The organism is Maridesulfovibrio sp. (genome assembly GCF_963678865.1).
Lineage (GTDB): Bacteria > Desulfobacterota > Desulfovibrionia > Desulfovibrionales > Desulfovibrionaceae > Maridesulfovibrio.
On record NZ_OY787459.1, the window covers coordinates 534363 to 547193 of the forward strand.

The 12831-nt window shown below is 39.9% G+C and carries 14 protein-coding genes; 7 read left to right on the forward strand and 7 right to left on the reverse strand.

Annotated elements, in window-relative coordinates; genetic code table 11:
* Positions 1–2 precede the first annotated feature (2 nt).
* Both ACKU41_RS02345 and ACKU41_RS02350 read left to right on the forward strand, forming a co-directional pair.
* A complete protein-coding gene (locus ACKU41_RS02345; protein WP_319779594.1) occupies positions 3–254 on the forward strand; it encodes a ribbon-helix-helix protein, CopG family in 252 nt (83 codons plus the stop codon).
* Positions 255–335: 81 nt separating this feature from the next.
* Positions 336–1196, forward strand: coding sequence for a Fic family protein (locus tag ACKU41_RS02350; RefSeq protein WP_321403873.1), 861 nt, complete (start codon positions 336–338; stop codon positions 1194–1196).
* 19 nt (positions 1197–1215) lie between these two features.
* Here the strand turns inward: ACKU41_RS02350 and ACKU41_RS02355 are convergent, their stop codons facing one another.
* Entirely contained in the window at positions 1216–3183 is a 1968-nt protein-coding gene (locus ACKU41_RS02355) for a DUF2075 domain-containing protein (RefSeq protein ID WP_321403874.1), read from the reverse strand.
* A gap of 322 nt (positions 3184–3505) precedes the next feature.
* Between ACKU41_RS02355 and ACKU41_RS02360 the strand changes: the two genes are divergently transcribed.
* The 4 genes from ACKU41_RS02360 to ACKU41_RS02375 all read left to right on the forward strand — a co-directional run bounded on the left by ACKU41_RS02360 (position 3506) and on the right by ACKU41_RS02375 (position 5907).
* Positions 3506–3733: a DUF2188 domain-containing protein gene (locus tag ACKU41_RS02360; RefSeq protein WP_321403876.1), complete on the forward strand. Its 228-nt coding sequence runs from the start codon at positions 3506–3508 to the stop codon at positions 3731–3733.
* A gap of 203 nt (positions 3734–3936) precedes the next feature.
* The gene (locus ACKU41_RS02365; protein ID WP_321403877.1) at positions 3937–4254 is read left to right on the forward strand and encodes a hypothetical protein; all 318 of its coding nucleotides are present in this window, start codon (positions 3937–3939) and stop codon (positions 4252–4254) included.
* A 58-nt stretch (positions 4255–4312) separates the two neighbouring features.
* Positions 4313–4966: a hypothetical protein gene (locus ACKU41_RS02370; protein ID WP_321403879.1), complete on the forward strand. Its 654-nt coding sequence runs from the start codon at positions 4313–4315 to the stop codon at positions 4964–4966.
* Between the two features lie 2 nt (positions 4967–4968).
* Complete coding sequence (locus tag ACKU41_RS02375) at positions 4969–5907, forward strand: Kiwa anti-phage protein KwaB-like domain-containing protein (protein ID WP_321403881.1); 939 nt, start codon at positions 4969–4971, stop codon at positions 5905–5907.
* A 228-nt stretch (positions 5908–6135) separates the two neighbouring features.
* Here ACKU41_RS02375 and ACKU41_RS02380 read toward each other — a convergent pair whose 3' ends face one another.
* From ACKU41_RS02380 to ACKU41_RS02405, 6 genes are all read right to left on the reverse strand, one after another.
* A complete protein-coding gene (locus ACKU41_RS02380; RefSeq protein ID WP_321403884.1) occupies positions 6136–7242 on the reverse strand; it encodes a Fic family protein in 1107 nt (368 codons plus the stop codon).
* Between the two features lie 103 nt (positions 7243–7345).
* Entirely contained in the window at positions 7346–7720 is a 375-nt protein-coding gene (locus ACKU41_RS02385) for a hypothetical protein (RefSeq protein ID WP_321403885.1), read from the reverse strand.
* 10 nt (positions 7721–7730) lie between these two features.
* Positions 7731–8531, reverse strand: coding sequence for a hypothetical protein (locus ACKU41_RS02390; RefSeq protein ID WP_321403887.1), 801 nt, complete (start codon positions 8529–8531; stop codon positions 7731–7733).
* Entirely contained in the window at positions 8524–9432 is a 909-nt protein-coding gene (locus tag ACKU41_RS02395) for a hypothetical protein (RefSeq protein ID WP_321403892.1), read from the reverse strand. Before ACKU41_RS02395 ends, ACKU41_RS02390 begins: the two co-directional genes overlap by 8 nt.
* 34 nt (positions 9433–9466) lie before the next feature.
* Entirely contained in the window at positions 9467–10099 is a 633-nt protein-coding gene (locus tag ACKU41_RS02400; RefSeq protein ID WP_321403896.1) for a hypothetical protein, read from the reverse strand.
* Positions 10100–10548: 449 nt separating this feature from the next.
* Positions 10549–11775, reverse strand: coding sequence for a glycosyltransferase family 92 protein (locus ACKU41_RS02405; RefSeq protein WP_321403901.1), 1227 nt, complete (start codon positions 11773–11775; stop codon positions 10549–10551).
* Positions 11776–12017: 242 nt separating this feature from the next.
* On the opposite strand from ACKU41_RS02405, the gene thiM reads away from it, so the two are divergent.
* Complete coding sequence (gene thiM / locus ACKU41_RS02410) at positions 12018–12800, forward strand: hydroxyethylthiazole kinase (protein WP_321403903.1); 783 nt, start codon at positions 12018–12020, stop codon at positions 12798–12800.
* Positions 12801–12831: the final 31 nt, after the last annotated feature.

Below are 12831 nucleotides of genomic sequence, written 5' to 3' on the forward strand. Positions count from 1 at the left end.
CTATGCAGACGAAACAAATAAGTATTTCCGAAGAGATAGCAGATAGATTGGAGGATCTTGCCAGATACACCAATCGCAGTCAGGAAGAACTCATAACCTCTGCAATTGAAAGTTACATTGAAAATGAATTTGCAGAAATTTCCCTCATCCACGAAAGCCTTGCCCAAGCCAACAACGGCGAATTCGCTACAGACTCAGAAGAACAGGACGCTTTCAGCAAATGTGGGATAACGTCAAAATTAACTGAATTTTAATACAGTTTTATTTCAATTTGCTCTCCGTTCAAAAAAAGCTACAATCAAGCATCGTTAACACATAAACACACGGCTCACATTATGTCCCAGAATAAACAAGATATACCTTCAAGCTACATACTTCCTGATTCCGCAGAGCTCACCACCAGCCTTGCCGAAAATGACAGGTTGCAAAAGATTATTGATAAAAAACGCCCGTTGGAAGGTGACCTTTGGGACGTGATCCAGTTTAAGCTGAAAGTAGACTGGACTTACAACTCAAACGCTATTGAAGGCAGCACCTTGAGCCCAAGCGAAACGCTGTTCTTTCTGCGTGAAGGGCTTACCGTGAAGGGCAAGCCGCTCAAGGATTTTCTGGACGCCAGAAACCATTCTGAAGCTGTTGATTTACTTCAGGATACCATCAAGGATGAAAGACCGCTTTCTGTTGGATTCATGAAAGAAATAAACGCCTTGATTCTCAATGGAGTCAGTTACACAGCAGCCCAGACACCCGATGGGCAGAGCACCAAAAAGAAAGCTCATGCCGGGGAATATAAAAAGCATCCGAACCATGTGTTAACACCAAGCGGCGAGATCCATACCTACGTTGAGCCTGAACAAGTGGCCGCTGAAATGGATTATCTTTTTGAATGGATTGGTGAGCAGGAACAAAAGCAAACACATCCGCTGATTACGGCCTCTATAGCGCATTACAATTTCGTGCGCATCCACCCTTTCGATGACGGTAATGGTCGCGGGGCAAGGCTTCTGATGAACCTAATCCTTATGAAAAACGGGTATCTCCCTGCCGTCATTAACAATGAAAACCGTCAGGATTATATTGAAAGCCTGCATCAGGCAGATAAAGGTGAGCTGGCCCCTTTCTGCGTGTTTGTTTCTCAGTCCCTGCGGGAAACTCAAGAATCGGTTGTGAAGATTCTGGAAGGTAATGGGAAATAATCTCTATTGTTGCTGATAGTTAGACATTAGATACGCCACACTCTAGAAGGAAATTGTACATAGGGTCGTAAAACTCAGGAAGTCTGGTTTCATCTTCAGTGCTACCCTCAGGAATAAAAATGACCATTCCTTGCCGTGCTCTGGTCAACAACACCCTATACGCATTAAGAAGATATCGCCTACGTATTTCATCATTTACATTTTGCCACTTGGTTCCTCGGAAATTTTTAAACTCCCAAGCCCCGTTTTTAATTCTTAAACTCGAATCCCAAGCAACACAGGTCCAATCTAACTCAAGACCTTGGATATCAAATTCAGTTGCTGCATCTTCTAAGAATGCCGCTGATCGCACATCATTTTTATTATTTAAAAACCATGTCTTAGGATCGATTTGCGATTTAACATGAATACCGTAAGGCTTTAATCTATATGCTCCTGAGTAAGCAGTTATTCCAAGTCCTTCACTGCCACGCGCTTTTGATTTAAGCCAATTTTTTGCTTCCTCAAGATTACGAGTAACTTTAAGTGGATATACTTCCCTTAATTCTTCATTCAACTCTGCAGCGGTCTCCAGATCTAGATCCAATATAGCCTTTACAAATCCAGAAAGTCGTTCAGACCTAAAAGATCTAACTGAAACAGATAAGTGTAAATCTTTTTTGATCTTAAGTTGTTCAGTTGAAAGTGCCGAATAGATATTGTTTCCATTTGTATATTCAATCTCAGTAAGCTGGTCAGAAGCATATACATCCCAATGTGGATATGAATCATGTATTGCAGTAAACCACTCAGGTAGTCCCGCCTCACCTGTGTTTATCTCCTGGCCTCCGCCTATCAGACAAATGATCGTCGCCCAATCCTCATGTCTATCGAGAACGCTTATTAAAAATTCAGGCTCAGACATTGAGAAATCACGCATATTTCTTTTTTTAGACATGAAAGAACTCGCCTGCTCTTTAGTCCATGCTCTTTGAGCTTCATCAAAAACAGCCACTCGTTCGATTGGAGCTAAATCACTCTGCAAATTATCATCTCGAAAGTGGTGTATATTTTGGATGAATGCTTTAGCTTTTCGACGGGCTTTATCCTTGGTTATCTTTACGCCTGAACATGATGCGACTTCATTTCTTGCAAGAGCTTCCTGCAAAACATCAACTAAAGGTCCATTACCGGATAGAAATACGGCATGCTCACCTTCGTCAACATTATGCCGTTCATTTGCAATGTTAAGTCCGGCGAGAGTCTTACCTGCACCAGGAACACCTGTAATGAAGCAAATAGATTTCCGCTTTTGAAGTTTAGAGTGCTCAATAATATCTGAAATTGTATTTGAGGTAGCGGCGAGATTAATAGCACCAGAGTCTGATCTAGAAATTTCCTTTACGCTATGCCCTGTATAAAGAGCTTGAGCAGCTTCGATAATTGTAGGAGTAGGCCTATATACCGAATCTAACCATGCTTCAGAGTCTATTTGACCTATACATTCAACTTTTTTTGATATTTCAGATAAATATTCAGCAATGTTGTTCTTGTTCGCCATAATGGGCTGATAAATAGCATCTGGATATTCTTTGAGAATAAACTGTTCTCGAGGCGCTTCTGTTGAAACAACGACCGGAACAATCACGCAATTATGGCTTTGCTCGTGAAAATTTTTCAAATCAACTGAATAGTCTAGTACCTGCTCTATTGCCGACTTCGTATACTTCTTATCGCCAACCTTGAATTCCAGCGCAAAAACGATCCCCTTATAGATAATGACTACATCTATACGTTTTCCCATTCTGGGAATTGCATATTCAAAAGCTATGTAAGCCCCAGAAAAATCTTTTAACTCACGTTGAAGTATCTCTATCTGAGCCACCCAGGCATTTTTTTGTAAATCTTCTAATGAAAATGTATGGTTCTGAGTTAAATCACCAAGAATTGAAGACGGGGAATCAAGAAGGAATTTATCAACTGGCGAAGAATAATAGGCTCTTTTCACAAAATGCTCCTAAACAGTTATTATCGACCTCGAGTTAACTAATAGAGTTATGTTTTGCAAGATCCAACCTAAAAACTGATGCAGAAAAACAAGCCCATTATTACAAAATAAAGCATGGTTGCGCTGACTACACACCCCTAACACACTAGCTTTATAGTGTTATTTAATATCGCGCGCAAAACTTGGCAAACGTATACGATTTTCCTATAATGCCGCCTAGATTTAGTCTAGATATTATTACATCACACTGAGTGTGTTGCCAATAAACATGTTTTCGTTCCCGGTACCCCCGGTAGACATAACGAAAAAGGAGGTGATTCGTATGGCCCGCGATACACACCGCGTAATGCCGCACCCTGACGGCGGATGGCAAATTAGGCGCGATGGCGACAGCAGAGCATCTCATAGAACAGATACTCAGACTGAAGGAATTGACATCGCCAGAGGAATTAGCCGTAATCAAGGAACAGAGCTCCAGATCCACCGTCCCAACGGACAAATCAGAGAGTCTGACAGCCACGGCAATGATCCATATCCTCCCAAGGGGTAACTGGCTAACTGAAGGAAACGAAGATGATTGAAGACTTCAAAGAAAAAGCGGCTGAGTGCGCCAACACCCAACCGCCCTTGAGGTCGGCCTGCTCAAACCAAAGTCGTTGCAGGTAATAGAGGGACCTCCGCCACTTGATAAGTTAGATTTACATGAAGGTTCCTTTTAATTCAAGACGGCTTTGAAGCCTCGTGGAGGCAATATTGTCCATTAGTATTGGTGGTTTTACCGCCACAGGTCCGTATACTAACACTGAGGATCTTCAAGACAGATCGGGAGTATATATTCTCCTGACTAAAAAGAACATTGTTAATAACAAATGGAAAGTTGTTGATATTGGAGAGTCCAGAGAAATTCGCAGCCGAGTACAAGATCATGATCGTGAAGAATGCTGGGGATGGGAATCCGAAGGTGTCTTGGATTATGCTGTTATCTATACGTCAGGCAAACAAAAAGCTGGACGTATGGAAGTTGAGCATGAGCTAAGAGCTCAATACTCCCCTCCCTGCGGAGGGAGATGAACATACGGTCGGAGGGAAGCTTCCAACTGTTTTATAACACTAAACTAAGGAAATTAATGTGAATAAAAATTGGAAAATATGGGCTGCAATGATGGTGTTTACAAGTTCTTACTTTCCTCTTTCCTTAGTTTTGTTAATTCAGGATATCAACTCTCAAGCTGTACGTTCAATCACTATTGATAAAATTCAAGAACTATTGCCAGCTCTTTTTAAATCTCCAATTGGAACAATAAAGCAAATGTTAGTTGGGCTGACAAACTTGCTCCACAACCCAGAGATTTCATTGCCTATATCCCTCATCTGTTTTGTCAGTATCTTTATCCTACGAGCAGCAATGAAAAGCTTATCAGGAGGACAAAACATCAAGGTAATTAAATCCCTGAAAAACCCATCAGATCTAATGAACTATACTGTTCCATACATGGTTGCCTTCATTGGTGTGGACTTAGGAGATGGACCTAAAGTAGCTGGTTTTCTATGTTTTATGATCTTTATGTTCATCCTGACATACAAATCTAAACAATTGTTCATGAATCCAATATTAGCAGTTCTTGGGTACAGTCTTTACGATGTCGATTATGAAATAAACTCGTGTATTAGATCTGCTAGAATTCTAGCAAAAGACGACCTAATTCCAGACACGAGATATAGGTTGCTTAAAATTGCATCATTACCAATTATAACTATAAGAATTCCACAAAAGGAGGACTAAATTTGATAACTCTTGCAGATCTTCAAGGCTTCCCCTTTAACAATGCTACTGCTTCATTGTGGATTGTGAAAAAACGTATTCAACAAAAACAAGCTAAATATACCGCTCGCTGGGTTGAAATAGCAGGCGAAGAAGAAAATAATAATGACCTTGAAAGCCAATTGGTTTCTACAGTAAACAATGTCGTCACTATTCAAAAAGATGATCTTGACTATGATTTTGTGGCAACTCCTGACGAGTTTTGCTTACTAAAAGTAGACGCGCAAAACACAAATATGCCTTTGATACTAGATAAAATGAATATTCCAGGAGATGAATGTCAAGTAACTTCAGAAAAAGAACTGCTCAATGCCGCCGGATATGTAATCCATATTCAAGCTGGCGATGAATCCCTATATGCATTTAAAAAAACATCCTCGTCTTGGACAACAAAAAAAGTGAAAGCTTCTTATGGTGCGTTCTTTAGAAATGGATGCATGATAGGCATTTCACAAGAGTCTGTCTTTCAAATATACAAGTCCGTGGACTTTATTTGCTACAAAGACACAGTCTTCATCTCAGATAAACGAAGCTTTGAATCAGCAATGAATTATAAAGAAAGTATGATTGAGCGTAGAGATGAAGCCGTTACAGATCTCGAAGCATCTGGAATATTTAGTTCCGTTGATTCCATTAGCGAATTTATCGGCGAAGACATGCGTTACTTACGGTCAATCTCATCTATTATGGACAAAGGATTTTATAAAAACAATGAATTCATGACTAGATTGAAAAACAAAAACCAAGAGCGAAATTGGGGAATTGAATTCGATGAATATGGGAAAATAATACCAAACACAGACAGAATGCCCGACCTCTTTAAAATTCTGAATGACTTTAGATTATTCTCAGAGTTAAGCCATAATATCTATGATGTTCCATCAACTCAATCTGTAGCTTAACGACTTATACGACACATAAACTCCATCTCTATTCAGGGACAGAGCCTGAATTCACTGATGAAAATATCAAACGGGCGATCCGCAAGATCGCCCAACTCCCTTTGACTGCCAGATCACTTTCAGTGACTGACTTGCGTTCGAACACCTATACCTCGAAAACCATAAGGACAGATATCCTAACAACGCGACACCACACTCGCGCACTCTAACATTCTAAAATATAGGTAACTACCCCTCACTCAACCGATAACTAGTACTCCGCCCGCCTCCGGGGTTTTGCACCAATATTCCGCGCTCCTTCAAATCTTTGATGTCACGCAGTGCTGTATCTGTGGAGCATTTTGCCAGCTTGGCGTATTTGGATGAGTTCATGTAACCTTTGAAGTTTTCGTCAAGCATGCGCTCAAGTACGGACCGCTGACGGTCATTGATTGGTGACTGTTGGGATATCCGTTCCCACAGACTTGCTTTATGGAGTACATGACTCAACGTGGATTCGGCATTGATCAGTGCTTCTTTGAGGCAATCAAGAAACCATTCCAGCCATTTGGTAATTTCAGGTGTGCCGCGCTGCTGCCGCTCCAGATGGGAATAGTAATCCTTGCGCTTCAGCTCAATCTGCGTGGACATGCTGTAATACCGCTCCGCCGCCCCATCAGCACGAGCCAAGGCCATATCCGCGATGGTACGAGCAATACGTCCGTTGCCGTCTTCAAAGGGATGAATGGTAACAAACCACAGGTGGGCTATTCCGGCACGCAGAACCGGATCAGTATCATCTTTGCTCTCGAACCATTCCAGAAATTTTGCCATCTCACCTTCAAGGCGATCAGCATGCGGTGCTTCAAAATGGACTTTCTCGCGTCCCATAGGGCCGGAGATTACCTGCATGGCTCCAACTTCCGCAGGCCGCCAATCTGCAACGGTAATACGCTTTATGCCGCTGCGTCCGGTCGGGAATAGAGCCGCATGCCAGTCGCATAGCCGATCTTTAGTCAAAGGCTCCGCATATCGCTGTGTAGCGTCAAGCATCATTTCAACTATGCCGTCCACATCACGCCCAGCCGGTTTCAGTCCGGCAATATCGATTCCCAGACGCTGAGCAATAGAGGAACGTACCTCCTCTGGATTGAGGAGTTCCCCTTCTATGGCTGATGAATGAACGATGTCATTGGTAAGAGTCTTCAGGCCAGCCTCATTTCTCAGGTCAAAGCCCAGATTACCAATCTTACCAAGCAACACGCCCTGCCGATGGCGGACGTCTGCCAGTTTGGAAATTAGCTTTTCGGCGTTCCATGTGAAGTTCGGCCAGTCTTGATGTTCGTGTATCCACATTGCTTTTGCCTTTATTTGCGGTGAATGCTGTGGTTATTCGCCGCAGGTTTTGCGGTGATTGTAGGGTGTATTTGGGGCAAAGGCAATACGAATAAAAGAACCATTAAAATCCAAAAATTGGATGCCTGAGCTCAGCATGACCTTTTAACAAATAAAAATCTTCATCAGATCCTTCTAAAGACTCAGTACCAACAGTAGTATCAGGGTCTAAGCTTTTATGTGAGGTACCCGCCACAATAGTATTGGTATCAGGATCAATAGGCTCAATAGTTAGAGTTTGAACAGTACTCCCTAATAATAAGTAATCAGGATCGCTAGGCTCAATTGTTTCTGTCAACGTCGTTGTATCAATCAACACCAAGTCAGGATCAGTAGGCTCAATTGTTTTAGTCATCGTTGTTGTATCATAGGATACATCAGAGCCCTTAGTCGAATTTAGTTTAATTGTCTCTGAATAACTCATTATATATGGCTTCATAATTACTCCATTAATTAATATAAAAATTAATCGAAAAATCAATCATTGTTCCTAAACTAATATCTTGACATAAAATATAATTACAAATTGCTAAAAGAAAAAAAATCAAAAGGTTTTCTTCTATATGCCGGACATAACTACCAAGACATCGGTTTTGTTGTTCCAATAAGACTTTCCTAGCATAGTAAAACTCTGCTAATTTATGAACAGATGGATTTTCTTTCAAGCGTTTAAAAACCATCTTTTCAACAGATTTAGTTCTTAAATATTTTATCAAAAAAACACTTGTCTTAAAAAAATAGTAACAAGCTAAAAGAGCCCCCCCCATAACAATATATTGTATCAATTCTTTAGGATTATTTTTAAACATTTTAGCTAAGTCACCAACAAACAAAGGAGTAATAATTGACAATACGACTAAATAAATAGAAACTTTCATATGAAAATGATTTTTACTATTTGCAGCATCGTTAAGACAACTTTTTAGATAATCAATTTCAACATCAACTTTATCTTTACTTAAAATATTTAAATGATCTTGATACTCACTCAACGGCTGACTAAACTCAGACATTCTGGGCCATGCACACAACTCGTCGATAGATAGAACCTTATAAATGGCAAAGCCATTTTGATCATATGTAATGATATATAATATCCTCGTTCCAAAAGAAAGTCTTAACAAAGACAGTCGAATATCTTTTTTTTGAGAAAATTCATCAAATGAGGAATCATTGGTCACTGAACATATGGGACTTCTACATAAAAACAAAACAACAAAATCCCTAAGCCACAATAAAAAACTAACCATAAAGCAATTCCCTAACAATCTCACCCGAAATATTAATTCCTGTTTCAAACTCAAGCCATGCCCACTGACCATTAGCATTCAATTCTAAAAAATAATAATCAGTGCCTTTAACAATAAAGTCAAAACATCCAAATCTCATGCCAACCTCGTCTAGCATCTCGCAACACATTGAATAAATTTGGCTTGGAATTTCTATGACCGAATACTTATTCTCCGCATCTGGCTTTCTCCAATCAACGTTGTTAGTCGAATATATTGCAAATGAAAAAGCTTTTCGACCAACAAAAACAATACGTACATCAAAATCCTTTCGAACAAAAAGCTGAAAATAGGCAGGGCAATACCTAAGCTTATCTAACGACAAGGTTGCATCAATTAAATTTGTTTGTACAAATTCCTTTTCATTTGTATGTATAATCTCACCAGATGCAATTGGTTTCACAATTGATTCATCAGCTAAAAAAGCTTTAATGTCATCTCGCGAATTTGTTATTGCCATTTTAGGAAGATTAAAACCAATCTTCCTTGCAACACAAACTTGATAAATTTTATTATTTGCCTTTCTTAAAAGGCTTGGTTTTGTTAAACAAACCCCCGAATGCAACTCCACAATACCATCCATAGTCGAAAAAACTTCTCTATAAACAAAGTCATGATATTCATTGCTCAAAACATTAGTAAGATCTGGTAAATTAGGTTTTCTATAGTAAATGGCATCCTGAGAACTCAAAGTATATTCATATTCATTACATGAAAGTTTTATACTATCATTTGTGACAACAATTTTATATTCATAAAACAAGTCAACATTAAATCGAATAAAGCAAACATCTCTATATTTAGACTGGATATAGTCAACCGTTCTATCGTTGGAACTTGTGACAACTAATATTTTTTTCATTATGTATATTAAGATTTAATCATATTTTAATTAACTAAAGGAGGAATTTTCCTTTTATCTTCCTCCACAATGCATTTATATTTATCACTATGCCACAAAAATTTGGTTTAATATCTAAAACATCTTCTTGTACAATAACAGGATTAACTTTATCTTCATCATAAGAATACTCTAAAACATAAACATTTGACTGTTCAGCAATATATCTATTGTACCCTTCAATATTATGAGCAACATCTCTAGATTCTCCTTTCGTGAAACCATCCCCCATTAGCGATCGATCAACATCCACTGCCCTAATGTAAGCCCTTTGAACTAGATTATTCAATAAACCAACAACTTCAGCAACACTCTGTTCAACAGAAACAGATGTACTTTTAGCAAGTTCAGCAGTCTTTTTTAATTCCTCACGAATAGTATGATCTAAAAGTGTAGGTAAAAATTCAAACCAAAAAATATGCTGTGGACTTCCATTGAATCTAATCCCTCTGTACTGAATATACCTCCCATCAGGCAATTTAATGTCTAACCCCGGCCCTTCTGATATAAATAGCCAACTTGTAATTAGACGTTGAATTTCAGCATCTTTAATTATTAATCTATCTAACACCCTAGGATATATCGGCGTAGGACGAATCCCTACTAATGGCAAAATAGGTAACGGCATAAAAAAAAAGCTCTCCAAATCCAAACTTAATTTTTAAATTTGCATTATCGAAGAGTAATTAATATTTTAAAGAAACAATAAAATCAATACACTCTTCATACAGAAAATCTAATCAGCCCACAAAATAAATATCCCCGTACGAGTACCCACACGAGTACAGCAATTTAAACAATTTAAAAAAACTAAATAATCCCAACACCATACACCATCAATTCGATGTCCCCCGCCACCATTTCCTTGATTCCATACTGTACCATACAGTTTCACAAAGAACGTTAAACCCTTATTATTCATACGAATAACAAGGGTTTTTTCGTTTTTTATACGTTCGTTATAGTTCGCTTAACTCCGCTGGCGTCCGTGGCTCTGAGTAAGTAAGGATAAGCTGACGCATAAATGGCACACCAAGTTTAATAATACATGGGCCGCAGGACACGCTCACACTGTTATCAGATATATTCGTTTGTATACGAGGACCCACTTAATAAAGACGAGACTGATTCAGGCACTTCTGCCGATTGATTTTCAGCAATTTTAACAAGATCTTTAAGATACAATTTTATATTTCTGCACAAGATTTCATTCCCCATAAACCTGTAGCAATAGAACAAAACAACGTAACCTTCCCACCAAAATCCGTCTTGCAGAACCTTCTGGACCAAATTTACGGCCCGCTCTACTTCTCCTTTGAATAACAGAATTTCGGCCTTTAATTTTGTCAAAATAAAACTGCCTTCACTATGTTGCATTTCCGCAAGAACAATCAGTTTTAAGGCAAGATCATAATTTGTTCTAGTAATAGCTTCAGAAACAGCATCAACTGCCGCAAATAATTCCTTTGATTTAAATCCGTAATCATTCAGGTCTGCAAAAATTTCAGGCCTGCCAAACTTCATAAGCCTGTTTAACTTCGCCGCAACAGGAAAGATGGAATCATCAATCTGTTGTTTACATGAAACATGCCTGAAAAAATCACTCCAAAGACTTTCATGTTCTCTTTCAATGTGATTGTAGTGCCAGCGATCAACTTTGTTCTGATATTCACGCTGCCCTCTGAAAATATAATGATTGAGCTGAATGCATTGCACGCTGGGTGGAGAATTATTTCCATGTACAGGAATATACAGTTCATTAACGGCGCACTTTCCGCCGGTATAGGTAAAAAAATGAGGACTCAGGTTGGCCCTTTCCACGTACTGAGGCTGCACAATTGATTTAATCTTTGAATTCGGCATCTTATAATCTACAATTTCTCTAAGATGCAAAGAAATAGGAAGAGGTGGATTATTGATGTATCCGTTGGAACCGAACATAACCCAATTAATTGCAAGGGCGGCACACTCTTCATAACATGCGAGCAACGAATGAATATTCTCGTTCTTTTTTAAAACAATAAATTCATCAATATCAATAAAGGCCAGCCACCTGAATTCATCCCCATGCTTATCCAGACAATGCTGATAAGCTTGCTGTTGAGGAGATATCCCCTTTATTTCATATATTTGAACCAACCCACACTCTATATACCCGCTCAGTGTCTCGCGTAACGGAACCTTGCTCTCATTGTCATAAACAATGAATCTCTCTACACCGATCATTGCATGGTACTGCACCCACTCCTCTATGAAATAGTTTTCATCCCGGGCAATAGCACAGGCTCCGATATAGTTCTTCAATATCAACCTCACATTTAAACACGCAGTATACTTTACCATCTACCATGATTATTTTTGAAACTACATGCTGTAAGTAGATCATAATGACAACAAATATAATATTACTATGCAGTTTAAAGAAAGTCACGTAACACAGCCAAACGAGTCTATTTTTATAAAACATGCTGCTGGACCACAGCCGGAGTTCAGGATAGAAGATGTTGATAAATCATAGCAGAAAACGAGCATATGGGAGCTGCACTATGACTATATTAGATCGGTCCTGGAATATTGTTGAACGGATTCGCTCCAAAGCACCACTAGTACACAGTATTACCAACTATGTGGTTATGAATAATACGGCCAATGCCCTGCTGGCTATTGGTGCATCCCCCATAATGGCGCATGCGCAGGAAGAGATGCAGGAGATGGTAGGCATATCCAACAGCCTTGTACTGAATATCGGTACGCTGAGCGCCCCATGGATTTCCAGCATGCTTGTTGCCGGAAAGGCGGCAAAGGCGGCATCCAAGCCGGTTGTTTTTGATCCGGTGGGCGTGGGTGCGAGCTCGTTCCGGACGCAGGCCTGTACTAAAATTCTTCAGGAAGTTACCCCTACGATTATTCGTGGTAATCCCTCCGAAATTATGGCTATGGCCGGCGCGGACGGACAGACCAAAGGTGTGGACTCCATGCATGATACTCAAACGGCAGAGGAAGCTGCTAAATATCTTGCAGAGCACTTTAGTTGTGTTGTGACTGTAAGCGGAGAGCAGGATATGGTGGTTTCCGCCACAGAGACTGTGTGGTTGCGGGGTGGCAGTCCCCTAATGCCCAAAGTTACCGGCATGGGATGCACTTCTACAGCCATTTGCGGTGCCTGTGCTGCAGTAGCCGACTCAGCGTTTGATGCTGGCGTGGCGGGCATGGTTATCATGAACAGTGCGGGAGGGATGGCTGCAGCCAAGGCTGAGGGTCCCGGCAGTTTTCAGATGCATTTTCTCGATGCACTGTATTCGCTGGATAAAAAGGATTTGATATTATAGCCCTCCCGCGAATTAGGACCCAAAAAAGAGC